This is a genomic window from Agrococcus jejuensis (assembly GCF_900099705.1).
Taxonomy (GTDB): Bacteria; Actinomycetota; Actinomycetes; order Actinomycetales; family Microbacteriaceae; genus Agrococcus; species Agrococcus jejuensis.
Genome location: NZ_LT629695.1, coordinates 3,247,819 through 3,269,726, shown reverse-complemented (window position 1 = coordinate 3,269,726; position 21,908 = coordinate 3,247,819). Strand labels below are relative to the sequence as shown.

Sequence of the window (21,908 nt, the reverse complement as noted above, 5' to 3'; positions counted from 1 at the left end):
CCCTTCGTCGTGCGGTGCAGGTCAGCCGACGAGCGCGTCGCACGTCGCACGCCACGCCTCGTGCTGCTCGGCGTACGCCGTCACGTCGCGTGCGTCCGGATCGACGTGCCGGAGCGCGATCCCGAGTCGATCTCGTGCCTCGTCGAGATCGTCCACGAGCCCCGCTCCGACGAGCGCGAGTCCGGCGGCCCCCGCGAGGGTGACGTCGGGATCGCTCGAGACGAGCACGGACCGCCCGAGGATCGCGGCGCGCATGCGCACGACGTGCTCCGATCGCGTGGAGCCACCTGCGAGGACCACGGGCAGCGAGCCCGACGGATCGAGCACGTCGACGCCCTCGCGCACGACGTGGCTCGCGCCCTCCTGCGCAGCACGCAGGATCTCGGCCGCGCCGTGCGCCGGCGTCTGACCGACGAGCGCGCCGAGATCGTCTGCACGCCAGCGCGGGAACCGCGTGCCGGACATGCCCGGCACGACCTGCAGCCCCCGCGCCCCGACGGGCACGTCGGCGATGGCGTGCTCGTCGACGGCACCGACGAGCGCGCGCCACCTGGCGACGGCTCCCCCGGTCATGCCCGTCGCTCCTCCGGCGATCCAACGGCTCGGCACGAGCGCCGGGTTCCGCACGCTGCCGCGCGGCGCGTCGGCGAGGTCGACGAGCAGACGGCCGAGCACGTCGGTCGTGCCCGCGACGTCGGCGATCGCATCCGTGCGCGTGCCGAGCAGGATGCCGATGCCCGCCGAGCCATCGGGCGCTCCGGACACGACGGACGTGCCCGGTGCGAGACGACACCGCGCCGCCGCGTGCTCGTCGAGCGTCGCGACCAGGGCATCGGGCGTGGCGAGGGGTGGCAGCCAGCCCCGCGGCACGCCGAGCGCGTCGGCGGCGTCCGACCAACGTGCGGCGGCGACGTCGAACGCGAGCGTGTACGCGGCGTCGACCACGTCGGCGCCGACGTGACCCGTGAGGCGCGCGACGAGCAGGTCCTTCGGGCTCAGCACGCTCGCCACGCGCCGCGCCGCATCCGTGCCGACGAGCGAGGCTGCGAGCGCGAGTCCGCCACCCGCGGGCGCAGGACGGCCCGACGCAGCGAGCACGTGCCGCAGGATCGGCTCCGTCATGTCGGCGAGCAGCTCGAGGCCGCGCGCATCCGACCACGATCCGGGCGCTACGACCGGCTGCAGCGCATCGTCGACGGCTACGGCACCGATGTGCGCCGCGATCGCCAGCGCCGCGGGTCGCCCATCGACCTCGAGCGCTGCGACCGCGCCCTCGACGTCGCGCTGGAGGGCGTCGGCGACGTAGGTCGCGCCGCCGACGCCCTCGGTCCGTGCCACGCGCACGGCGCGAAGGATGCCGTCGTCGACCGAGACGAGCGCGGCGCGCACGGCGGAGGTGCCGACGTCGACGGCGACGACGGCTCGATCGAGCGCGATCATTCGGCGTCGATCCGCAGCAGCAGCGGGAAGCTCGGCAGCGTCCAGCCGTGCGTGAACTCCACAGGCTCGTCGGCGTCGGAGTACGTCGTGCGCATGCCGCGCAGCACGGCGCCGCCGGGCTCGACGCGCAGCAGCGTCGCCTCGTCGACACCGAGCAGCTCGGCCGTCATCGACTGGTCGGCCCAGCGCAGCCGCACGCCGTGCCGCTCCGCGAGGGTGCGGTACAGCGAGCCGCCCTCGAGCGGCTCGCGCGTGAGGCTCGGCGCCACGTGCGATGGGATCCACGTGTCCTGGAGCGCTGCGGGGACGCCGTCGACCGTGCGCACGCGCGTCAGCCGATGCACTGGGTCCCCCGCCTCGAGCCCGAGCGCCTCGGCGACGTCAGCAGGGGCATCCACGAGCTCCGCCCGCACCACCTCGCTGCCGACGACGACGTCGACGTCGGCGAGCTCCGCCGCGAACGACCGCAGGCGATCGATGTGGCGGCCCTGGCGCGACTGCTCGCGCACGAAGGTGCCGCTGCCGTGCTTGCGCACCACGATCTCGTCGGAGGCCAGCAGGTCGAGCGCCTGCCGCACGGTCATGCGGCTCACGCCGTAGCGCTTGGCGAGGTCGGACTCGCTCGGCAGGCGCATCCCCGGCTCGAGCGTGCCGGTGCGCACCTGCTCGACGATGTCGTCGTGGATGACCGAGTACCTCGGAGCCCGTTGCATCAGATCGCGCCCTCCGCTCGCAGCCGCTCGACGTCGTCGGCCGACAGACCGAGGATGTCACGGTAGACGTGGTCGTTGTCCTCTCCCACGCGAGGCGGCGCCTTGCGGACCGTCGGCGGCGACTTCTCCATGTGGATCGGATTCGCCGGCATGCGGATGGTGCCGAGCTTGGGATGCTCGGCCTCGACGACCATGCCGCGCGCAGCGATCTGCGGCGATGCCGCGACCTCCTTGACCGATGCGACCTTCGCGTAGGGCACGCCGACCTCGTCGAGCGCTGCGGCGATGTCGGCGCAGGTGCGCGACCCCGCCCAGTCCTGGATCGCCGACTCGAGGTGCTCCTGCTCCGCCATGCGGCCCTCGACCGTCGCGAACCGCTCGTCGGCGGCGAGGTCGTCGCGCTCCATGACCGCGCACAGCTTGGGGAACAGCGACGCCGTGCCCGCCTGGATGTAGATCGGGCCGTCCGCGGCCTCGTACACGTTGACGGGTGCCGTGAGCAGGTCGCGCGATCCGGAGCGCGGCATCTCGAGCCCCAGCATGAGCTCGGCGATGAGCCGCGTGCCGAGCGCGGAGAACATCGTGTCGTACGACGCGACGTCGACGAGCTGCCCCTCGCCCGTGCGATCGCGGTGCATGAGCGCCGCCATCGCGCCGATCGCGCCCTGGTAGCCCGTCGTGTAGTCGGCGATGTAGGTGCCCGAGAGGGTCGGCTTGCCGTCGGGCTCCCCCGTCATGCTCATGAGGCCCGACGACGCCTGGGAGATGGCGTCGAACAGCGCCCGGCGCGAGTCGGGTCCCGTCTGGCCGAACCCCGAGATCGACACGAGGATGACGTCGTCGTTGAGCTCGCGCATCCGCTCGTAGCCCAGGCCCATGGCTTCGAGCGTGCCCGGCCGATAGTTCTCGACCACGACGTCGGCCCACCGCACGAGATCCTCGAGGATGCCGAGCGCCTCGGGGTGCCTCGTGTCGAGCGACGCCGCCTGCTTGTTGCGGTGGTAGAGGAACATGTAGATGCTCTCGCCCTGCCAGTAGGGCCCGTGGTGCCTCGAGTCCTCGCCACGAGGGCGCTCGACCTTGACGACCTCGGCGCCGAAGTCGCCGAGGATCTGCGCGCACAGCGGGCCCGCGATGAACCTCGAGAGGTCGAGCACCTTCACGCCGTCGAGCGGTCCGGTCGGGTGTCCTGAGGTCTGCATCGTCGCAGCCTCCCTTCGTGTCGTCTCGGTCCGTGCGTCAGCCCGCGTGCGGTGCGAATGCAGGGTACGTCCACGCGTCTGCCGCGCGGTCGAGCACGACGTCGACGAGCAGCGGCCGGCCACTCGCGAAGCCGTCGCGCACCGCGGCGACGAGTGCGTCGACGTCGGTGACGCGCACGCCCTCGACGCCCATGCCGCGCGCGACCTGGGCGAAGTCGACGTCGAGGAAGTCGACGCCGATCGTGCGACCGTCGAAGTGCAGCACCTGCTCCTGGCGGATGTTGCCGTACGACGAGTCGTTGAGCACCACGACGACGGCGGGGCCGCCTGCGCGCGCGAGCGTCTCGAGCTCGCCGAGGCTCATGCCGAGCGAGCCGTCGCCGATGAGCGCGAGCACGGGACGCGACGGGTCGTCGACGACCGAGGCGACCGTGGCGGGCAGGGCGAAGCCCATGTTGCCGAAGCCGACGGGCTTGATGTAGCGGTACGGCTTCGCCATCTCCCACAGGTACGACCACACGCCGGGGTTGCCCGCATCGGGGATGAGCACGGCATCCTCGGGCGTCACGGAGCGCAGTGCGCGAACGGCGACCGCTGGCGAGATCGAGCCCTCGTTCTCGGGGCTGAGGTCGTCGGACATGGCCCACCACTCGCGCTCCGCCTGCTGCAGCTCGGCGATCCAGCCAGCGCGCGCCTCCCGCGCTCCCGCGGCGTCGTCGACCGTGGCGGCGACGAGGTCGCGCGCGAAGGCGCCGAGGTCTCCCACCACGCCCGTCGTGACCTCCGCGTAGTAGCGACCGATCATCGCGGGGTCGACGTCGACCTGCACGACGTCGGGCAGCGCGCGGCGCCAGCGCGTCGTCGACACGGCATTCAGGCTGTTGCCGAGCGCGAGCACGAGATCGGCGTCGCCGATGACGCGCGTCGACAGGTTCGTGCCCATGCGGCTCAGCGCTCCGAAGACGAGCGGGTGCGTCGTCGGCACGGCGCCCATGCCGTTGAACGTCGTGATGACCGGGATCGAGAGCGCATCGGCGAGCGCGAGCACGTCGTCGGATGCCTGGGCGCGGTTCGCGCCGTTGCCGACCCAGATGACGGGCCGCTCGGCGGCGAGCACGCGCGCAGCCACCTCGGCGACGCGATCCGACGCGGCGACGGGGCGCGTGCCGACCCACGAGCGCAGCGGATGCACCTCGGGCACCGTCGGCGCGTCGAACGTCTGCTCGATCGTGTCCCGGGCGAAGTCGAGGTGGATGGGACCGGGGTTGCCCGTCATCGCGTTGACGTACGCCTCGCCCATCGCCTGGACGATGCTCGTCTGGTGAGCCACGAGGCGCGACCACTTCGTGAACGGCTTGAAGATCTCGACGTGGTCGGCGTTCTGCGCGTCGTCCTTGTGGATGTTCTCGCCGTTGTTGTTGCACGTGACGATGAACGCAGGGCTCGAGTCTCGGAACGCGCCGCCGACCCCCGTGAGCAGGTTGGTCGCGCCGGGCCCCGTGGTCGCGATCGCGACCGCGGGACGCCCGGTGAGACGCCCGTACGCGTCGGCCATGACCGCGGCCGCGTTCTCGTGTCGTGTGTGCACCATCTCGATGGTGGGGCTGTCGATGATGGCGTCGGTGATCGCGAGCGTCTGCCCGCCGACCACGCCGAACACCTTCGTGATGCCGAGCGACTCGAGCATCTGCACCACGAGCTTGCCGCCGGTGATCTCGTTCGTCATGTCCGTCTTCCTCTTCACTTCCCGGTCTCTGTCGAGACGCTGGTCTCGGACGGGATGGGCGCGCTCGCCCATCCCGCGGCGCTGAGCGCGCCGTCGGCTCTGCGCACCCACACCTGCAGGTGCACGCGGTCGTCGTCGACGCCCGTGACGATGCCGCTCACGGCGATCGGCTCGTGCACGTCGACGGTCTTCAGGAACTTCACGCGCAGCCATCCGCCCGCGAGGAACCTCGTGCCGAACGCTCGCGTGAGCAGCTCGGCGATCGCGCCGTACTGCTGCTGGCCCTGCACGATCGGCACGCGCATCCCGCCCTCCCGCGCGAGCGCGAGGTCGTTGTGGATGTTGCGCACGTACTCGCCGATGCGCGAGAACACGGCGGCCTGCTCGGTCGTGAACGTCTTCGCGAGCGTCGGCAGCACCTGCCCGACCGCCGGCGCATCCGCGTCGAACGCGGGCGCACCATCGGGCACCTCGCCGGTCACGCGCTCGTCCGCGTCCGCAGGTGTCGCGCTGCCGCGCCCCGCGACGTCGCCGGGTCTCGTGCGCAGGATCTCGATGCCGCGGTGGCGCAGGATGCTGCGACCGTCGGCGCCGACCGCGGTCGCCTCCATGACGACGTAGCCCTGCCCCCGCCGCTCGTAGGCCTCGGTGTACGTGCCGGCGAGCGTCACCTCCTCGTCGAGGAAGGCCGGCGAGTCGAACCAGAGCTGCTCCTCGGTGTGCAGACCGACGACGCGGCTCGCGGCGTAGACGGTCGTGAACAGCTGCACGAGGTCGTTGCCGAGCAGCGAGGCGTGGCCGATGCGACGCCCGTCGAACGGGCTCGCGTCGAGATGCCACGGGTGGTGGTCGTCCTGCGTGAAGGCGAAGCGCTTGATCTTGTGGTCGTCCACCACGACCGTCGCGGGTCCGAGGGCCTCGGGGATCGCGAGCCGCTCGAACTCGGGCTCCTTGAGGCCGGCCTCGAGGTCGTCGACGTCGGCGGCGCGACGCGGATCGGTGAGGTCGCGATGCGATGTCATCGCGTCTCCTCGCCGATCGCGTTCATGTCGGCGCCGTTCGTCTCGGGTGCGAGGTACGCGCACAGGCCACCGAGCGCGAGCGCGAGCACCGTGATGAGCGCGATGGGCCACGGGTCGCCGCCCGTCGCGGCGAAGATGGCCGTCGAAGCGAGCGGCCACAGGCCGATGAGCACCGAAGGCAGCTGCGCGGCGAGCGAGACGCCGGTGTAGCGCACCTTCGTGCCGAAGAGCTCGGAGAAGAACGATGGCTCGACCCCGTAGACGGCGCCGACGCCGATCGCGTACGCCACCGCGTAGATGACGTACATCATCGGGATGTTGCCGGCGTCCAGGATCCAGAAGAACGGGAACGACACCACCGCACCCACGACGGCGCCGAGGATGAAGACCTTGCGGCGTCCGATCCGGTCGCTGAGCCTGCCGAAGAAGTAGTACGTGTAGATCGCGATGGCCGCGGCGATCGCCGAGGCGATGAGCACGTCGGTGCGCGGGACGTCGGTGTAGTTCGTCGCGAAGGTGAGGCCGATCGTGAGGATGATGTAGCCGAACACCGCCTCACCGAAGCGCATGCCCATCGCGAGCAGCAGCGGGCGCTTGAAGCGACGGAAGAGCTCGGCGATCGGCAGCTGCTCCTTGGGCTTGTCGGCGTCGGCCTTCGCCTCGAGCGCCTCCTGCGCCGCCTGGAACGTCGGCGTCTCGGTGAGCTTGAAGCGGATGAACAGGCCGACGCCGATGAGCACGGCGCTCAGCAGGAACGGCAGGCGCCAGCCCCACGACAGCAGCTGCTCGTCGGGCAGCGTCGAGACGATGGCGAAGATGGTCGTCGACATGACGAGGCCGACGGCGTTGCCGATCTGCGGGAAGCTGCCGTACGCGCCGCGCTTGCCCTCCGGCGCGTACTCGACCGCGACCAGCGAGGCGCCGCCCCACTCGCCACCGACGCCGAAGCCCTGGATGAGACGCAGCACGACCAGCAGGATCGGCGCCGCGATGCCGATCTGGTCGGTCGTCGGCAGGAGGCCGATGAGGAACGTCGCGATGCCCATCATCATGAGCGTCGTGACGAGCGCCGCCTTGCGACCGAACTTGTCGCCGAAGTGCCCGAAGACGATGCCGCCGAGCGGGCGAGCGAAGAAGCCGACGCCGAACACGGCGAACGACGCGAGGGTGCCGTAGATGGGATCCCCGTCGCTGGGGAAGAACAGGCGTCCGAACACGAGCGCGGATGCCGTGCCGAAGATGAAGTAGTCGTACCACTCGACGGCGGTGCCGACGAGGCTCGCGACGGCGGCGCGGCGCGCGAGGTTCGTGCGCTCGCTCTGATTGGTGGGGATGGTGGCGGCCATGGTGACTCCTTCGTCGAATGGGGCTGCCGGATGGGGATGCTCGGCGCCGAGGCTCGCAGGCGCCCGACGCCGAGCGTTCGTGGGGCTCGCGGGACCGCGAGCCGGTGGGATCAGAGGATGCTGGCGGGCCGTCGGTCGTCGTCGTCGATCGCGGCGGAGGCCCAGCCGACGGCCGTGCGCGTGCCATCGGCCTTCTCGACCCAGACCTCGACCTCGAGCCGGCCGTCGGTCTCGCCGAGCACGGCTCCCGAGGTCGTGAGTGCGTCGCCGACGAACGCGGGCGAGACGAAGCGCAGGTCGAGGTCGCCGCTCGTGAACCAGCTGGCCCCGAAGACGTCGACGAGGTTGGCGAGCACGTGGCCGGTCTGCTGCTGCGCCTGCACGATCGTGCGGTCGAGGCCCGACTGCGCCGCCTTCTCGACGCTCGTGTGCACGTTGGCGAAGCCACGGCCTGCCCACGAGAACACCGACATCTGGTCCTGCGTGAAGGTCGTGGTGCGCGACGGCAGGGCGGCGCGCTCGGGCAGCCCGTGCGCGGCGCGCTCGGCCATCGGCGCAGACGCGTCGACCGTGCCGAGCACGGTTCGGGGTCGCGGCTCGCCCTCGGAGCGTCGACCGCCGACCACGTCGCCTGCGACGGTGCGCATGATCTCGCGGCCGACGTGCTCGACGAGCACGCGGCCGTCGGCTCCGGTCGCGGTGGCCTCGAGCGTGACGTAGCCCTGGCCGCGGCGCTCGTACTTCTCGGTGTACCCGCCGTCGATCGTCACGGTCTCGCCGTGGCGGATCGGAGAGCGGAACGTGAGGTGCTCGTGGGTGTGGAGTCCCTGCGCCGTGTTGCCGTCGTACCCCTGGTAGAAGAGGAAGAGCAGCTCGTTCGCGAGCACGAGCGGGTGGGCGACCGGTCCACCGAAGGGCGAGTCGACGAAGTACCAGTCGCGGAAGTCATCCTGGGCGAACGCGTGGTCGAGCACCGCGCGTCGGTCGACGAGCACCTCGACGGGGCCGAACCGCTCCGGCACCTCGACCAGCTCGAACCGTGCTTCCTTCAACGACGCCATCGTCGCTCCTCTCGTCACATCCTCGTACCAAGTCGTCTAGACGACTAGATGAGAACGTAGACGGGTGCAGCGCCGACGTCAAGGGTCGTGCACGGATCGGCGCGCCGATGCGCCGACCCGATGCCTGGTTCAGGCGGTCGCGACGATCCGGCCGCCCGCGATCACCATGCGGCGCTCCGGCAGCCGCACGAGCGCATCCATCGCGTGCTCGGCGTCGACGAGCACGACGTCGGCGCGAGCGCCCTCGACGAGGTCGTGCACGTCGCGGCCGACCGCCCACGCGCCGTCGGTCGACGCGAGGCGCACGGCGGCCAGCAGGTCCTCGTCGCGCACGAGGCTCGACGCTCTCGCGTACTGACGCGCGATCGCGAGGGTGTCGCCATCGCCGTAGGGGCTCCACAGGTCGCGGATGCCGTCGGTGCCGAGCCCGAGGCGCACGCCCGCATCCGCGAGCTCGTGCATGGGCAGCTGCGGCAGGCGCAGCGGGGCGACGCTCGTCATGCCGACGCCCTGCTCGCCCATGCGCTGCAGCAGCTCGGCGCGCCGCGTGGGCGGCAGCTGCGCGACGGCGAAGCCGTGCGCGATGACGACGCGACCCTGCAGGCCGAGGCGCTCGACGCGCTCGAGCACGAGCTCGATCTGGAACACGCCGAGCTCGGCGGGATCGTGGAGGTGGATGTCGACGCCGACCCCCGTGTCGGCCGCGAGCCCGAGGATGAGGTCGACCTGTCCGACGGGGTCGCGGTCGATCGAGGCGGGGTCGAGCCCGCCGACATGCACGGCGCCGGCCTCGACCGCATCGCGCAGCAGGCGGTCGACGCCGGGGCGGCGCAGCACGCCGTCCTGCGGGAACGCCACGATCTGCACGTCGAGCGCTCCCCCGTACGCCGCCGCGGCCTCCTGCACCGCCTCGATGCCCGCGAGGCCGATGCCGAGGTCGACGTCGACGTGCGTGCGGATCGCCGTCGTGCCGTGGCGCACCATCTCGTGCAGCACGGCGCCCGTGATGCCGGTCGACGGGATGCCGAGCTCGCCGCGCCGCGCGCGCTCGTGCTGGATGCGGCCGTCGGTGCCACCCTCGCCGCCGTACGACTGCCACGGCAGGCCCCACCACGACTTGTCGACGTGCGCGTGCGCGTTCACGAGGCCGGGCAGGGCGCACAGCCCCTGGCCGTCGACGACGACCCCCTCGTGCCTCGGTGCCTGACCGTGCGGGTGGACCGCAGCGATGGTCGTGCCGTCGACGTCGAGGTCGACCGCTCCGCCGCCCCAGGGTCGGACGTTCGCGAGCCTCGTGATGGGGGTGGTCTCGTGGCCGGTCATGCGCGCTCCTCCTGCGGGTCCTGCCGTCGTACCGCGGCGTCGCGGACGACCGCATCCAGCCTACGAGCGGGCGTCAGGCGGCGCGCACGATGCGCACGATGCCGACGACCGTGACGACGAGCACCGCGACGACCCCGATCCCCAGCACGAGCTGCCCCGGCAGGCCGACGATCGCGAGCACGATGCCCCCGAACACGACGACGAGCGCGGCGCCGAGCAGCACGAGCATGCGCTCGGTCTCGCGGTAGACCCGCTGCGCGTTCGCCTCGGTGATCGCCACGGGCAGGTTGCCCCACTCGGGATGGGTCGACACCCACGCGAACAGCAGCTGCAGCGCCGCCCAGAGCGCGAGCAGCGGCAGCAGCGTCCAGCGCGGTCCGAATGCATCCGCTTCACCCGTGATGCCGAAGTGCGTCGGGATGACCGCGGGCAGGGTCGGGAAGGCGACGAGCGCGGCGACGATGCCGACCGCCGCGGCCACGAGCGTCGCGATGCGGAGTGCGCGGACACCCGGTGCACTGCCGTGCTGCCATGCCGGTCGGGTGCGCGCTGCCATGCCTCGACGCTATCGAGGGAAGCCTGCGCGCCCGCGGGTAAGGTGGCGCTGCCGCGGGCCGCCGCGCCATCGCCCCACGTCGAGGAGCCCATGCCCGCGCCGCACCAGCCGCCCGCGCCCATGCCGCTCGTCGTGGACGGCGTGTCGATCCGGCACGAGGGCGCCACGGTCGCCCGCCCCGCATCCGTCTCGTTCTCGGTCGCGCCCGGCGAGGTCGTGCTGCTGTCGGGGCCGAGCGGCTGCGGCAAGTCGACGCTCGCGCTCGCGCTCGACGGCCTCGTGCCGCACGCGGTCCCGGCGACGATGGCGGGCTCGGTCGTCGTCGACGGCCTCGACACCCGCGAGCACGCCGTGGGCGTGCTGAGCGCGCACGTCGCGATGGTGTTCCAGGATCCGGATGCGCAGATCGTGACGGGCACGGTGCTCGACAAGGTGTGCTTCGGGCCCGAGAACCTCGAGGTGCCGGTCGCCGAGGTGCTCGAGCGCGCCGAGCGGGCGCTGCGCCGCGTAGGGCTGTGGGAGCGGCGCGACGACCGCCCCGACCTGCTCTCGGGCGGCGGCCGCCAACGGCTCGCGATCGCGTGCGCGCTCGCCATGGAGACGCCGCTCATCGTGCTCGACGAGCCGACCGCGAACCTCGACCCCGCCGGCATCGAGGGCGTCTACGCCGCGCTCGCCGACGTCGTCGCGGCCGGCGATCGCGCGATCGTGCTCGTCGAGCACGACCTCGACCACGCCATCGCGCTCGTCGATCGCATGGTCGTGCTGGATGCGTCCGGCGCCGTCGCGCTCGAGGGCACGGTCGACGCGGTGCTGCGCGCTCGCCACGACGAGCTCGCCGCGCTCGGCGTGTGGATGCCGGTCGCGACGCTCGCCGCTCGGCGGCTGCGCGAGGCGGGCCTCGTGCTCGAGCCGATGCCCGTGACGCCCGCCGAGCTCGCCGCGGCGCTCGACGCGAAGCCGACGCTGCCCGCGCTGCCCGCGAGTCCCTCGCCAGCCCCCGGGGCCGACGACCCCGTCGTGCAGGTGCGCGGGCTCTCCGTGAAGCGGGGGCGTGGACGCCACGCGCGCGACGTGCTGCACGACGTGTCGCTCGACGTCGAGCGCGGCGCGTTCGTGGCGATCGTCGGCACGAACGGCGCGGGCAAGTCGACGCTGCTGCAGGCGATCGCGGGGGTCGACGCCCCACCGCGCGGCACCGTCACGATCGCGGGGCTCGACCCGGCGACGGCCGACGTGCGCGCGCTCGCCCGCACGATCGGGTTCGTGTTCCAGAACCCCGAGCACCAGCTCATCCGCGAGTCCGTCGCCGCCGAGCTCGCGCACGGGCTCGAGGTGCAGGGACTCGACGCCGCCGCGATCGCGCCGCGCGTCGACGCGATGCTCGAGCGCTTCGGGCTCGCCGAGCTGCGGGAGCAGCATCCCTTCCTGCTCTCGGGCGGGCAGAAGCGTCGCCTCTCGGTGGGCACGTCCCTCATCGCGGGCGCCGAGGTGCTCGCGCTCGACGAGCCGACGTTCGGGCAGGATCGCGCCCGCGCCGCCGAGCTCGTCGCCCTGCTCGCCGGCATGCGCGCGCAGGGCACGACCGTGCTCGTCGTGACGCACGACATGCAGCTCGTCGCCGACGTGGCGACCCACGTGTGCGTGGTCGCCGACGGTCGCATCGCCGCGTTCGATCGCGCGGAGGCCGTGCTCGCGGGCGATGCGCTCGTCGACGCCGGCCTGCGCCGCCCGCCGCTCGCCGACGCCATGCGCGCGCTGCGCCACCACGACGCGTGGCGCGGCGTCGCCCGCATGCACGACCTGCCAGGCGGCGCCTCGTGACGGTCGACGCCTACGCCGAGCGCACCGCGTCCCCGCTGCGGTTCCTGCACCACCTCGACCCGCTGTCGAAGGTCGCCGCGACCCTGCCCGCCATGGTGGTCGTGCTCCTGTCGCGCGACGTCGTGACCCCGCTCGTCGCGCTCGCCGCCGCCGTCGTGCTGCTCGTCGTCGGCGCACGGCTCGGCTGGCGCACGCTCGTCGCGCTGCTCGTCGCGCTGCCGCTCGCGGTCGCGCTGCTGTCGGTGACGCTCGGCGTGTGGGTGGATGCCGACCGCCTGCCGCCGTCCGACGTGCTCTGGACGGCGCTCGGCCGTCCGTTCACCGTCGCGCAGTGGCTCGTGGGCCTCGCGACCGCATCCCGCATCGCCGCCCTCGTGGCGCTCTCGCTCGTCTCGGGCCTCACGACGTCGGGCCCCGACCTCACGCGCGCGCTCGTGCAGCACCTGCGCGTGCCGTACCGCATCGGCTACACGGCGCTCGCGGCGTTCCGCTTCGTGCCGCGCTTCGGCCACGAGCTCGACGTCATCCGCGCCGCCCACCGCGTGCGCGGCATGGCCGGCGGGCGCGGTCCGCTCGCCGTCGCGCGCCGGTGGATGGGCTACGTCGTGCCGCTGCTCGTCGGCGCGCTGCGGCACGCGAGCCGCGTGGCGCTCGCGATGGATGCGCGCGCGTTCGGCGCGACGGCGCGCCGCACCGAGCGCCACCGGCTGCGGTGGCGCGTGCGCGACACGGTCGTCGTGGTGGTCGGCCTCGCGCTCACGGCATGGCTCGCCGTGCACGCGTTCGCCTGAGGCGGCATCCCGCGACGTCAAGGGACTGCGCTCGGCACCCTCGCGACGCGTACGGTCGCCCGATGGGAATGCTTCGCTCGTCCACCCGCTCGCCACGCGTCGCCGTCGTCGCCGGCGGATCGCGGGGCCTGGGGCTCCTCGTCGCGCTCGACCTCGCGCGCCGCGGGTGGAGCGTCGCGGTCTCCGCGCGCGGCGAGGCAGGCGTCGAGCACGCGCTGCGCAGGCTCGAGGGCGCGGCACGAGGCTCGGCCCGCATGCACGGGAGCGTCTGCGACGTGGCATCCGCGGACTCGGTGGAGCGGTGGATCGCGGCTGTCGAGCGCGACCTCGGCCCCGTCGACGCCGCCTTCGCCGTCGCGGGCGTCATCGACGTCGGTCCGGCGGAGGCGATGCGCGTCGAGGACTTCGACCTCGCGATCGACGTCATGCTGCGCGGCCCCATCCACCTGGCGTGGGCCGTGCTGCCCGCCATGCGTCGACGCCGGCGCGGCCGCATCGGCGTCGTCACGAGCATCGGCGGCTCGGTCGCGGTGCCGCATCTGCTGCCGTACACGGCGGCGAAGGCCGGAGCCATCGGGTTCACGGAGGGCCTCGCGGCCGAGCTCGCGGGCACGGGGGTGACGGCGACGACGATCGTGCCCGGCCTCATGCGCACGGGCTCGCACGAGGTCGCCCGCTACCGCGGCGACCCCAGCCGCGAGGCGGCGTGGTTCGGCGCGGGCGCGTCGCTGCCGCTCGTGTCGACGTCGGCCGAGCGCGCAGCACGCGCCATGGTCGACGGCGTGCTGGCCGGACGCACCCACGTGCGTCTGCCGTGGTGGACGCACGTGGCGATGCGCGTGCACGGCCTCGCTCCCGCGACCACGGTGCGCGCCGCCGGCATCGTCGGCAGGCTGCTGCCCGGGCCCGGCCCGCACCCGTCCGGTCCGGTCGAGGGGCGCCTGGTGCGACGCTCCCCCGTCACGCGCGCCGTGACCGCGCTCGGCACGGCGGCCGCGAGGCGCCTCGGCACGCGCGTCGGCCGCTGACGGCGATCAGGCCCGACGCAGCTCGGGCTTGAGCACGACCTTGATGCAGCCGTCCTCCTTGCGCTGGAACGTGCGGTACGCGCCGGGCGCGTCGTCGAGCGGCAGGCGATGGGTCGCGAGCGACTCGAGGCCGAGCACGTCGCCTTCCTCCTCGACGATGGGCAGCAGGTCGTCGATCCAGCGCCGCACGTCGCACTGCCCCAAGCGCACCGCGATGCCCTTGTCGAACATGACCCGCAGCGGCATCGGGTCGGCGGCGCCGCCGTACACGCCCGAGATCGAGAGCGTGCCGCCGCGGCGCACGACGTCGATGGCGGTCATGAGCGCCGAGAGCCGGTCGATGCCGCCGTGCTCGATCGCCTGCTGTGCGATCCCCTTCGGGAGTCGGCTCGCGAGGCTGATGGCGGCGGACGCGACGGGGTTGCCGTGCGCCTCCATCCCGACCGCCTCGACGACGGCGTCCGGACCGCGCCCGCCCGTCGCGTCGCGCATCCCCTCCACCGCGTCGTCGACGTCGAAGGCCGTCGCGCCCCACTCCTCGGCGAGCGCACGACGCTCGGGCTGCGGGTCGGTGCCGAGCACGCGGATGCCGCGGCGCATCGCGAGGCGCACGACGAGCTGCCCGACGGGGCCGAGGCCGATGACGCCGAGGGTCTCGCCGGCGGCGAGGTCGGCGTACTCGAGCGCCTGGTGCGCCGTGGGCAGGATGTCGGAGAGGTACAGGTAGCGCTCGTCGGGGTGCTCGGAGCCGACGACGATCGGGCCGACGTCGGCGAACGGCACGCGCAGCCGCTCGGCCTGCCCGCCGGGCACGGCGCCGTACATCGACGTGTAGCCGAAGAGCGAGGCGCCCGTGCCCTGGTCACGGTCCTGCGTCGTCTCGCACTGCGAGAAGCGCTGGCGGTCGCACATGAAGCACGCACCGCAGGCGATGACGAAGGGGATGACGACGCGGTCGCCGACCTGCAGCCTCGTCACGTCGGAGCCGACCTCCTCGACGACGCCCATCGTCTCGTGGCCGAGCACGTCGCCCTGGGTCAGGTAGGGCGCCAGCACGCGGTACAGGTGCAGGTCGGAGCCGCAGATCGCGGCGGAGGTGACGCGGATGATCGCGTCGGTCGGCAGCTGGATGACGGGGTCGGGCACCTCGGCGACTCGGACGTCCTCGATGCCGTGCCAGGTTAGTGCTCGCATGCTCGGACGCTACGTGCGCAGCCGTGCTGCGAGGAGGGCGTGGACAGCCGCGCCGACATGTGCCACGCGGGCGCGTCAGCGCCGACGGGAGAGCAGCCCGCCGAGCACCGCGTGCGCGAGCGGCGCGATCGCGACGACCATGAGCACGGTGCCGATGCCGATGCCGTCGCCGTGCAGCACGGCACCGCCCACGAGCAGGCCCGCGAACAGCACCGCGGACACGACGCGGCCCTGGCCGCGCTCGAGGCGCTCGAGCCGGCGCTCGACGCGCGGCACGGCGACCTGCAGCCGCCCCTCCTCGATGCGCGTGACGGCGGCGTCGATGCGCTGCGGCAGCGTCGCGGCCACGCGCGCCGTCTCGAGCGCCTGCCGCGCGACGTCCTGCACGACGTTGCCGCGCTCCTCCTGCAGCAGCCGGCTCGCGTACGGCTCGACGGCATCCCAGATGTTGAACGCGGGATCGAGCGACGAGCACACGCCCGACGTGAGCGACATGGCGCGGATGACGAGCAGCATGTCCTCGGGCAGCTGGAACGGCAGCGTGCGCAGCAGCTCCTGGAACTCGAGCGCGAACGCGCGGAACTCGCGAGGGTCGACGTCGCGCAGCTCGGCGAAGCCCATGCCGCCGAAGCGCGCGAACGCCTGCGTCATCGCGCGCTCGAGCTCGGCGGTGTCGGCCGACGGCAGCAGCACGCCGATGTCGCGGATGCCGTCGACGAGGCCCTTCCCGTCGCGCGCCGCCGCCGCGATGAGCATGCGTCGCAGGCCGCGCCGCGTCGTCGGCGGCACGGCGCCCATCATGCCGAAGTCGATGAACGTGAGCCGCCAGCGCGGGCGGCCCTCGGCATCCGTGCCCTCGAGCGGCGTCACGAAGACGTTGCCGGGGTGCGGATCGGCGTGGAACCAGCCGTGCGTGAACAGCTGCGCGAACATCGTCGTCGCGAAGCGGTGCGCGACGGCGCTCGGATCGATGCCGGCGGCGTGCAGCGCGTCGTGGTCGGTGATCTTGATCGCCGTGACGTCCTGCAGCGTGAGCGCGCGCCTCGTGGTGCGCTCCCACACGACGTCGGGGGCGCCGACGCCGTCGTCGTCGGCGAAGATCTCGGCGAAGCGCTCGGCCGACTGCGCCTCGTGCAGGTAGTCGATCTCCTCCTCGCTCGTGCGCGCGAACTCCTCGACGAGCGCGGGCATGTCGGCGCGGTCGGAGACGAGGCGGAAGCGGCTGAGCCAGCCGCCGACCCGACGCAGCGCGGCGAGGTCGGTCGCGACGATCTCGGCGATGCCGGGCCGCTGCACCTTGAGCACGGCGTCGCGGAACCCCGCGATGTCGGCGTCGGCATCCGTGAGCGTGGCACGGTGCGCCTGGCCGAGGGATGCCGCCGCGATCGGCGCGTCGTCGACGGCTGCGAACGCACGCGCGAGGGCCGTGCCGAGCTCGCCCTCGGCCGCGGCGCGGATCGCTGGACCGGGCACGGCGGGCACCTCGTCCTGCAGCCCCTCGAGCTCCTTCGTGATCTCGGGCGGCAGCACGTCGAGGCGCGACGACATGAACTGGCCGACCTTGATCATGAGGCCGCCGAGCTCGACGGCGAAGTTGTGGAAGCTGCGCGCGAACCGCGTCATGCGACGCGAGCGGCTGCGCGCGGCGAGGCGGGCGAGGCCGATGCGCGGCATCGCGATCTCGAACCACCACGTCACCGCGAGTTGACGGGCGGCGAAGCGCAGGATGCGGCGGTATCGGGCGCGGGAGGGCGTCGACTCGGCCATCGCACCTCCCCGCGTCCCGGCAGGCCGGGGCGTCGTGCTCAGGTCCGCGCTCAGTCGCGAGCGAGGATCGAGTAGAGCCTACGGCGGGCGTCGTCGAGGATGTCGACGGCCTCCTGCACCTGCTCCGGCGTGCCCGTGCGACCGACCTGCGCCGCGGCCTGGGCCAGCTCGAAGCCCGCCTTCGGGAGCGCCGAGAATCCGGGGCCGGCCGGCTCGTCGTCGGTCGCGAACGGCGCGGCCTGCTCGGCAGCGGCATCCGCGACGACACGGCCCGCGTCGGTGAGCGCGTAGGTCTTGCGACCGCCCGCCTCCTCGGCCACGATCAGACCCTCGTCGGCGAGCAGCTGCAGCGTCGGGTAGACGGAGCCGGGGCTCGGGCGCCACGCGCCGCCGGAGCGCTGCTCGATCTCGGTGATGAGCTGGTAGCCGTGCATGGGCTGCTCGCGCAGCAGCGCGAGCACCGCCTGGCGAACGTCGCCGCGGCCCATGCGGCCGCCGGGCGCCTTGCGCTCGAACTGGCTGCGCAGGTGCTCCATCGCCTCCCACATGCCGCCGCCGTGGCGGCCGAGGCGGAAGTCGCGACCTGCGCCCCCGCCGAATCCGAACTGGTCCTGGTAGCCGTGCATGATGCTCCCTCCCGCCGTGGACGTCGCGGTGCGCGACCGTCGGCGATGTGTCGACGATATGTCGCTGAGCGCGTCGAGCGATAGGGGGTTCGCGCTCGGCGAAGGGCGCGTCAGAGCCGCTTCTCGAAGAACACGCGGTCGAAGCCGTCGTCGGTCGCGCGGTGCGTGTCGACGTAGCCGCGGCGCGGGTAGTACGCGAGGTTCTCGGTCATGCGCGCGTTCGTGAAGAGGCGCACGACCGGCGTGCCGGCGTCGACGGCGCGCTGCTCGGCGAGCGCGAGGAGGCGCGAGCCGAGGCCGCTCCCCTGCTCGCTCGGCGCGACGGCCACGGTGCCGACGTGCACCGCATCCGCCTGCATCCGCATCACGATCATCCCGACGAGCGCATCGCCGCGCCACGCGAGCGTCACGTCGCCCGAGGCGGCGAGCTCGGCGGCATCGGCGCGCATGGGCCGGGCTCCTTGCCCATCCGCTCGACGAAGTGGCCGTACGCAGCGACGACGAGCGCGCGCATCGCGTCGGCGTCGGCGCGTGTCGCGGGCGCGATGCGGATGGCGTCGCTCATGCCTCGAGCGTGCCACCGGCTCGCCCCGCACGCCCGGTCCAGCCCGCCACGACAGGCCCGCCCAGCCGCGCTTCCGCCTCGACGCCCGCACGCGGAAGCACGTCGGTTGGAGGGCGCCCCACCGCCCGGCCGAGCATGGGAACCGTGCAGCGCTGCCTCACCTCGGCGCTGCCGCACACGCAGGACGACGAGGTCGAGAGGGCACCGACGATGATGACGCCGCACACGCGCCGCACGAGCACGGCGACGACGAACGCGACCGGAGCCGCGCTGTGAGCGGCCAGCTCGCCGAGCTCGTCACCGACGACCGCATCCGCCTGCGCGTCGCCGCCGGCACGTGGGAGGCCGCCGTCGCCGCCGCCGCCGAGCCGCTCGTGGCCGACGGCAGCATCGACGCCGCCTACGTCGACGCCATCGTCGCCGCCGCGCTCGAGTACGGCCCCTACTTCGTGCTCGTGCCGAGCGTCGCGCTCGCCCACGCCCGCCCCGACGGCAGCGTGCACCGCCTCGCGATCAGCGTCGCCACCATCGAGCCGCCCGTCGCGTTCGGCAGCGAGGACAACGACCCCGTCGGCGTCGTCGTGTGCCTCGCAGCCCCCGACGCCGACACCCACCTCGAGGCGCTTCGCAGCCTCGTCGCGATCATCGGCGACCCCGACCGCGTCGCCCGCATCGAGCAGGCGACGACCGTCGACGAGCTGCGCGCCCTGCTGACCCCGTAGACCCATCCCGCATCACCACCGAACCGCCCACGCAGGGTTGCGTGCGGCCCATCGAAAGGAGCGTGCCATGGCACGTCGACTCGACATCACCTTCATCTGCGGCGCCGGGCTCGGCTCGAGCCTCGCGTGCCAGATGGAGTCCGAGGAGGTGCTGCGCGCCGCAGGCGTCGACGCACGCCTCCACCACGACGGCATCTCGGCCGTCGCGAGCGTGCGGACCGACATCATCGTGTCGGCCGAGAACTTCCGCTCGCAGATCGAGAAGTACGAGCTCGACCCGGCGATCGACGTCGTGTACCTCCGCAACATCGTCGACAAGGGCGAGATCGCCGAGCGCCTCCTGCCCGTCGTGCAGGCGAAGGCAGCCGACTGATGCCCGTCATCGACTGGATCATCGCCAACGTCCTCACGCAGGCGTCGATCGTCATCGCGTCCGTCGCGCTCCTCGGCCTGCTGCTGCAGCGCAAGGGGCCGGGCGAGACGATCATCGGCACGTTCAAGACGCTCCTGGGCTTCCAGGTGCTCGCCGCCGGCTCGTCGATCATCGTCGGCACGCTGACGTACTTCGGCGTCGTCTTCGAGTCGGCGTTCGGCCTCACGGGCATCGTGCCCTCGATCGAGGCCGTCAACGGCTTCGCGACGAACGACCTCGGCCTCGGCGGCGAGATCGCGCTCACGTTCCTCGGCATCTTCGTCGTGAACATCCTGCTCGCGCGCATCACGCCCTGGAAGTACATCTTCCTCACCGGCCAGGCCATCCTCTGGATGGCGACGATGACGGTGATCTTCGCCAGCGCCGCCGGCCTGCCCAGCTGGGCCGTCATCGTCGTCTCGAGCATCGTCGGCGGCATCTTCGCCGTCGCGATGCCCGCGATCGCCCAGCCGATCGTGCGGAGGATCACCGGCAACGACTCCATCGCCCTCGGCCACTTCTGCACCGTCGGCTACATGGTCGAGGCGGGCGTCGCCTACGCCGTGCGCGACCGCAAGGTCGAGCGCGACGGCGGCAAGCAGTCGTCGTGGGAGGAGCTGAAGCTGCCCCGCAGCCTCGAGTTCCTGCAGGACACGTACATGTCCCTCGCCGTCGTCATGGTGCCGCTGTTCACGATCACCGCGATCGTCGCCGGCCCGGATGCCGTGACGGAGTTCACGGGCGACACGGACTTCGTGATGTACGCCTTCATGCAGTCGATCCAGTTCGTCGTCGGCGTGTACGTGCTCATGGCGGGCGTGCGCCTCATGCTCGGCGAGATCGTGCCCGCGTTCCGCGGCATCTCGATGCGCCTCGTGCCGAACGCGAAGCCCGCGCTCGACTGCCCCGTGCTGTTCCCGTACGCACCGAACTCGGTGATCATCGGCTTCATCACGACCACGGTCGGCACGCTCATCGCCATGTTCGGCCTGCCGCTGCTCGGCTTCGCCGTCATCGTGCCCGGCATGCTCACGAACTTCTTCGCGGGCGGCACGGCCGGCATCTTCGGCAACGCCGTCGGCGGTCGCCGCGGCGCCATCGTCGGTGGCGTCGTGCACGGCCTGTTCATCACGCTGCTGCCCGCGCTGCTCGTGACGGCGTTCCTGAGCCTCGGCTTCCCGAACCTGTCGGCGACCGACTCCGACACCATCGTGGCCGCGCTCTTCTTCGCCTTCATCGTCGGCCCCATCATGCGGGCGCTCTAGGCGCCCGGGAAGGAGCGAGACCATGGGACTCTTCAGCCGCAAGCCCAAGCCCGAGGCAGCCGCGCCCGTCGAGACGGGCCCGACGCCCGAGCGCCTCGCCGAGCTCGACGCCGAGATCGTCGACCTGCAGCAGCAGCTCGGCGCCGCCGACGCCGACGGCCGCTCCGCCCTGCTCGACCGCCTCGGTGCGGCCGAGCGGGCGCGGGGCGACCTCGACGCCGCGATCGGCCACTTCGAGGCGAGCCTCGCCGAGCGCGAGGTCTACGGCCCCGCGTACCACGCGCTGCTCGAGCTCTTCGAGGCGAAGCGGTCCGCCGCGGCGACCGCGAAGGACCGCGAGGGCCTCGACCGGTGGATCGCGAGGATCGACGACCACATGGCCGTCTCGAAGCGCATCCTGCGCTCCAACTACTGAACGCCATCCGGCGTCCCGCATCCCACCACCGACCAGGAGGTCACTCCCCCATGTACACGACCCTCGCCCCCGTGCTCGCCGAGGCCCAGCGCGTCGGCTACACCGTCGGCGCGTTCAACGCCCACAACCTCGAGATGGTGCCGCCCATGATCGCCGCGGCCCGCGACATCGGCGCGCCCATCGTCATCCAGACGTCGCCGGGCACGGCCCGCTACGTCGGCATGAAGAACCTCGTCGCCGTCTGCAGGTCGATGGCCGAGGACGAGATCGTCGACGTCGTGCTGCACCTCGACCACGCCACGAGCCTCACCGACATCCGCGACGCCATCGACGCCGGCTACTCGTCGGTCATGTTCGACGGCTCGTCGCGTCCGTTCGCCGAGAACGTCGCCGCCTCGCGCCGCGTCATCGAGTTCGCCCGCGAGAAGGGCGTCTCGGTCGAGGTCGAGATCGGCACGATCGGCGGCACCGAGGAGGGCATCTCGGTCGCGCACGGGCAGCTGACGCAGCCCGAGGAGGCGGCGGCGTTCGTCGAGCAGGTCCAGGCCGACGCGCTCGCCGTGAGCATCGGCACGCACCACGGCTCGTACAAGGGGAAGACGGCGATCGACCTCGACCTGCTGCAGCGCATCCACGAGGCCGTGCCCACGCCGCTCGTCGTGCACGGCGGCACGGGCGTCGACGAGGCCGACTACACCGCGCTCACGGCGCGCGGCGTGCGCAAGTTCAACGTCGGCACCGAGCTCATCGTCGCGTGGACCCGCGCCGCGAAGCGCACGTTCGGCGCGACGGAGGACCACACGTCGCTGCGCAACAACATCGTGCCGGCGAACGACGCCGTCGCCGAGGTCGTGCGCCGCAAGGCGGGCCTCTTCCTCGGCTCGACGCCCGTGGCGCAGGCCGCGTAGGC

23 protein-coding genes are annotated in these 21,908 nt (G+C 72.7%); 9 read left to right on the top strand and 14 right to left on the bottom strand.

All coding sequences use genetic code 11. The annotated features are described in order from the left end of the window. Positions 1 to 21 precede the first annotated feature (21 nt). The 9 genes from BLQ67_RS15545 to BLQ67_RS15505 all read right to left on the bottom strand — a co-directional run bounded on the left by BLQ67_RS15545 (position 22) and on the right by BLQ67_RS15505 (position 10,389). Complete coding sequence (locus tag BLQ67_RS15545) at positions 22 to 1,440, bottom strand: xylulokinase (RefSeq protein ID WP_092506559.1); 1,419 nt, start codon at positions 1,438 to 1,440, stop codon at positions 22 to 24. Beyond that, positions 1,437 to 2,153 (bottom strand): GntR family transcriptional regulator, encoded by a 717-nt coding sequence (locus BLQ67_RS15540; protein WP_092506558.1) that lies wholly within the window; start codon positions 2,151 to 2,153, stop codon positions 1,437 to 1,439. Before BLQ67_RS15540 ends, BLQ67_RS15545 begins: the two co-directional genes overlap by 4 nt. Then, the gene (locus tag BLQ67_RS15535) at positions 2,153 to 3,355 is read right to left on the bottom strand and encodes a CaiB/BaiF CoA transferase family protein (RefSeq protein WP_092506557.1); all 1,203 of its coding nucleotides are present in this window, start codon (positions 3,353 to 3,355) and stop codon (positions 2,153 to 2,155) included. The genes BLQ67_RS15540 and BLQ67_RS15535 overlap by 1 nt, the downstream gene beginning before the upstream one ends. A gap of 37 nt (positions 3,356 to 3,392) precedes the next feature. Next, positions 3,393 to 5,081: a thiamine pyrophosphate-binding protein gene (locus tag BLQ67_RS15530; protein WP_092506556.1), complete on the bottom strand. Its 1,689-nt coding sequence runs from the start codon at positions 5,079 to 5,081 to the stop codon at positions 3,393 to 3,395. 14 nt (positions 5,082 to 5,095) lie between these two features. Next, positions 5,096 to 6,103, bottom strand: a complete 1,008-nt coding sequence (locus BLQ67_RS15525; protein WP_092506555.1) for a MaoC family dehydratase — start codon at positions 6,101 to 6,103, stop codon at positions 5,096 to 5,098. Then, positions 6,100 to 7,449 (bottom strand): MFS transporter, encoded by a 1,350-nt coding sequence (locus tag BLQ67_RS15520; RefSeq protein WP_092506554.1) that lies wholly within the window; start codon positions 7,447 to 7,449, stop codon positions 6,100 to 6,102. Before BLQ67_RS15520 ends, BLQ67_RS15525 begins: the two co-directional genes overlap by 4 nt. Positions 7,450 to 7,559: 110 nt before the next feature. Then, positions 7,560 to 8,501 carry a MaoC family dehydratase gene (locus BLQ67_RS15515; protein WP_197674614.1) on the bottom strand — a complete coding sequence of 314 codons (942 nt, stop codon included), beginning with the start codon at positions 8,499 to 8,501 and terminating at the stop codon, positions 7,560 to 7,562. A gap of 138 nt (positions 8,502 to 8,639) precedes the next feature. Continuing rightward, positions 8,640 to 9,833 carry an amidohydrolase family protein gene (locus BLQ67_RS15510; protein ID WP_092506552.1) on the bottom strand — a complete coding sequence of 398 codons (1,194 nt, stop codon included), beginning with the start codon at positions 9,831 to 9,833 and terminating at the stop codon, positions 8,640 to 8,642. Between the two features lie 73 nt (positions 9,834 to 9,906). Further along, positions 9,907 to 10,389: a DUF1648 domain-containing protein gene (locus tag BLQ67_RS15505; protein ID WP_092506551.1), complete on the bottom strand. Its 483-nt coding sequence runs from the start codon at positions 10,387 to 10,389 to the stop codon at positions 9,907 to 9,909. Positions 10,390 to 10,479: 90 nt separating this feature from the next. Here BLQ67_RS15505 and BLQ67_RS15500 point away from each other — a divergent pair, with 90 nt between their 5' ends. The 3 genes from BLQ67_RS15500 to BLQ67_RS15490 all read left to right on the top strand — a co-directional run bounded on the left by BLQ67_RS15500 (position 10,480) and on the right by BLQ67_RS15490 (position 14,032). Next, a complete protein-coding gene (locus BLQ67_RS15500) occupies positions 10,480 to 12,213 on the top strand; it encodes an ABC transporter ATP-binding protein (RefSeq protein WP_092506990.1) in 1,734 nt (577 codons plus the stop codon). Next, complete coding sequence (locus BLQ67_RS15495) at positions 12,210 to 13,004, top strand: energy-coupling factor transporter transmembrane component T family protein (protein WP_092506550.1); 795 nt, start codon at positions 12,210 to 12,212, stop codon at positions 13,002 to 13,004. The genes BLQ67_RS15500 and BLQ67_RS15495 overlap by 4 nt, the downstream gene beginning before the upstream one ends. 62 nt (positions 13,005 to 13,066) lie before the next feature. After that, the gene (locus BLQ67_RS15490; RefSeq protein ID WP_157674879.1) at positions 13,067 to 14,032 is read left to right on the top strand and encodes an SDR family NAD(P)-dependent oxidoreductase; all 966 of its coding nucleotides are present in this window, start codon (positions 13,067 to 13,069) and stop codon (positions 14,030 to 14,032) included. A 6-nt stretch (positions 14,033 to 14,038) separates the two neighbouring features. Here BLQ67_RS15490 and BLQ67_RS15485 read toward each other — a convergent pair whose 3' ends face one another. The 5 genes from BLQ67_RS15485 to BLQ67_RS16545 form a co-directional block, all read right to left on the bottom strand. Beyond that, positions 14,039 to 15,226, bottom strand: a complete 1,188-nt coding sequence (locus BLQ67_RS15485; protein ID WP_092506548.1) for an alcohol dehydrogenase catalytic domain-containing protein — start codon at positions 15,224 to 15,226, stop codon at positions 14,039 to 14,041. A gap of 75 nt (positions 15,227 to 15,301) precedes the next feature. Continuing rightward, positions 15,302 to 16,993 carry an ABC1 kinase family protein gene (locus BLQ67_RS15480; RefSeq protein ID WP_092506547.1) on the bottom strand — a complete coding sequence of 564 codons (1,692 nt, stop codon included), beginning with the start codon at positions 16,991 to 16,993 and terminating at the stop codon, positions 15,302 to 15,304. Between the two features lie 50 nt (positions 16,994 to 17,043). Beyond that, positions 17,044 to 17,619 (bottom strand): PadR family transcriptional regulator, encoded by a 576-nt coding sequence (locus tag BLQ67_RS15475; RefSeq protein ID WP_231945087.1) that lies wholly within the window; start codon positions 17,617 to 17,619, stop codon positions 17,044 to 17,046. A gap of 110 nt (positions 17,620 to 17,729) precedes the next feature. Continuing rightward, positions 17,730 to 18,068: a GNAT family N-acetyltransferase gene (locus BLQ67_RS15470; RefSeq protein WP_092506546.1), complete on the bottom strand. Its 339-nt coding sequence runs from the start codon at positions 18,066 to 18,068 to the stop codon at positions 17,730 to 17,732. Further along, on the bottom strand, positions 18,026 to 18,184 hold the full coding sequence (locus BLQ67_RS16545; protein WP_157674878.1) for a hypothetical protein: 159 nt from the start codon (positions 18,182 to 18,184) through the stop codon (positions 18,026 to 18,028). The genes BLQ67_RS15470 and BLQ67_RS16545 overlap by 43 nt, the downstream gene beginning before the upstream one ends. 144 nt (positions 18,185 to 18,328) lie before the next feature. Here BLQ67_RS16545 and BLQ67_RS16985 point away from each other — a divergent pair, with 144 nt between their 5' ends. The 6 genes from BLQ67_RS16985 (at position 18,329) to BLQ67_RS15445 (ending at position 21,906) form a co-directional block, all read left to right on the top strand. Beyond that, complete coding sequence (locus BLQ67_RS16985; RefSeq protein ID WP_269457091.1) at positions 18,329 to 18,460, top strand: hypothetical protein; 132 nt, start codon at positions 18,329 to 18,331, stop codon at positions 18,458 to 18,460. Then, positions 18,457 to 18,906, top strand: a complete 450-nt coding sequence (locus BLQ67_RS16540; RefSeq protein WP_157674877.1) for a PTS sugar transporter subunit IIA — start codon at positions 18,457 to 18,459, stop codon at positions 18,904 to 18,906. The genes BLQ67_RS16985 and BLQ67_RS16540 overlap by 4 nt, the downstream gene beginning before the upstream one ends. 67 nt (positions 18,907 to 18,973) lie before the next feature. Continuing rightward, positions 18,974 to 19,279, top strand: coding sequence for a PTS sugar transporter subunit IIB (locus BLQ67_RS15460; protein ID WP_092506544.1), 306 nt, complete (start codon positions 18,974 to 18,976; stop codon positions 19,277 to 19,279). Then, complete coding sequence (locus BLQ67_RS15455; RefSeq protein ID WP_092506543.1) at positions 19,279 to 20,583, top strand: PTS ascorbate transporter subunit IIC; 1,305 nt, start codon at positions 19,279 to 19,281, stop codon at positions 20,581 to 20,583. The genes BLQ67_RS15460 and BLQ67_RS15455 overlap by 1 nt, the downstream gene beginning before the upstream one ends. Positions 20,584 to 20,605: 22 nt before the next feature. After that, the gene (locus BLQ67_RS15450; RefSeq protein WP_092506542.1) at positions 20,606 to 20,998 is read left to right on the top strand and encodes a hypothetical protein; all 393 of its coding nucleotides are present in this window, start codon (positions 20,606 to 20,608) and stop codon (positions 20,996 to 20,998) included. Between the two features lie 50 nt (positions 20,999 to 21,048). Next, a complete protein-coding gene (locus BLQ67_RS15445; protein ID WP_092506541.1) occupies positions 21,049 to 21,906 on the top strand; it encodes a class II fructose-bisphosphate aldolase in 858 nt (285 codons plus the stop codon). Positions 21,907 to 21,908 lie beyond the last annotated feature (2 nt).

Bases quoted from the DNA above. Each gene is read 5' to 3' on its own strand.
- BLQ67_RS15535 (WP_092506557.1), bottom strand. From the start codon at position 3,355: ATGCAGACCTCAGGACACCCGACCGGACCGCTCGACGGCGTGAAGGTG.
- BLQ67_RS15470 (WP_092506546.1), bottom strand. From the start codon at position 18,068: ATGCGCGCCGATGCCGCCGAGCTCGCCGCCTCGGGCGACGTGACGCTC.
- BLQ67_RS15545 (WP_092506559.1), bottom strand. From the start codon at position 1,440: ATGATCGCGCTCGATCGAGCCGTCGTCGCCGTCGACGTCGGCACCTCC.
- BLQ67_RS15445 (WP_092506541.1), top strand. From the start codon at position 21,049: ATGTACACGACCCTCGCCCCCGTGCTCGCCGAGGCCCAGCGCGTCGGC.
- BLQ67_RS15525 (WP_092506555.1), bottom strand. From the start codon at position 6,103: ATGACATCGCATCGCGACCTCACCGATCCGCGTCGCGCCGCCGACGTC.
- BLQ67_RS16545 (WP_157674878.1), bottom strand. From the start codon at position 18,184: ATGAGCGACGCCATCCGCATCGCGCCCGCGACACGCGCCGACGCCGAC.
- BLQ67_RS15460 (WP_092506544.1), top strand. From the start codon at position 18,974: ATGGCACGTCGACTCGACATCACCTTCATCTGCGGCGCCGGGCTCGGC.
- BLQ67_RS15500 (WP_092506990.1), top strand. From the start codon at position 10,480: ATGCCCGCGCCGCACCAGCCGCCCGCGCCCATGCCGCTCGTCGTGGAC.
- BLQ67_RS15490 (WP_157674879.1), top strand. From the start codon at position 13,067: ATGGGAATGCTTCGCTCGTCCACCCGCTCGCCACGCGTCGCCGTCGTC.
- BLQ67_RS15485 (WP_092506548.1), bottom strand. From the start codon at position 15,226: ATGCGAGCACTAACCTGGCACGGCATCGAGGACGTCCGAGTCGCCGAG.
- BLQ67_RS15530 (WP_092506556.1), bottom strand. From the start codon at position 5,081: ATGACGAACGAGATCACCGGCGGCAAGCTCGTGGTGCAGATGCTCGAG.
- BLQ67_RS15510 (WP_092506552.1), bottom strand. From the start codon at position 9,833: ATGACCGGCCACGAGACCACCCCCATCACGAGGCTCGCGAACGTCCGA.
- BLQ67_RS15540 (WP_092506558.1), bottom strand. From the start codon at position 2,153: ATGCAACGGGCTCCGAGGTACTCGGTCATCCACGACGACATCGTCGAG.
- BLQ67_RS15475 (WP_231945087.1), bottom strand. From the start codon at position 17,619: ATGCACGGCTACCAGGACCAGTTCGGATTCGGCGGGGGCGCAGGTCGC.
- BLQ67_RS15505 (WP_092506551.1), bottom strand. From the start codon at position 10,389: ATGGCAGCGCGCACCCGACCGGCATGGCAGCACGGCAGTGCACCGGGT.
- BLQ67_RS15520 (WP_092506554.1), bottom strand. From the start codon at position 7,449: ATGGCCGCCACCATCCCCACCAATCAGAGCGAGCGCACGAACCTCGCG.
- BLQ67_RS15455 (WP_092506543.1), top strand. From the start codon at position 19,279: ATGCCCGTCATCGACTGGATCATCGCCAACGTCCTCACGCAGGCGTCG.
- BLQ67_RS15480 (WP_092506547.1), bottom strand. From the start codon at position 16,993: ATGGCCGAGTCGACGCCCTCCCGCGCCCGATACCGCCGCATCCTGCGC.
- BLQ67_RS15450 (WP_092506542.1), top strand. From the start codon at position 20,606: ATGGGACTCTTCAGCCGCAAGCCCAAGCCCGAGGCAGCCGCGCCCGTC.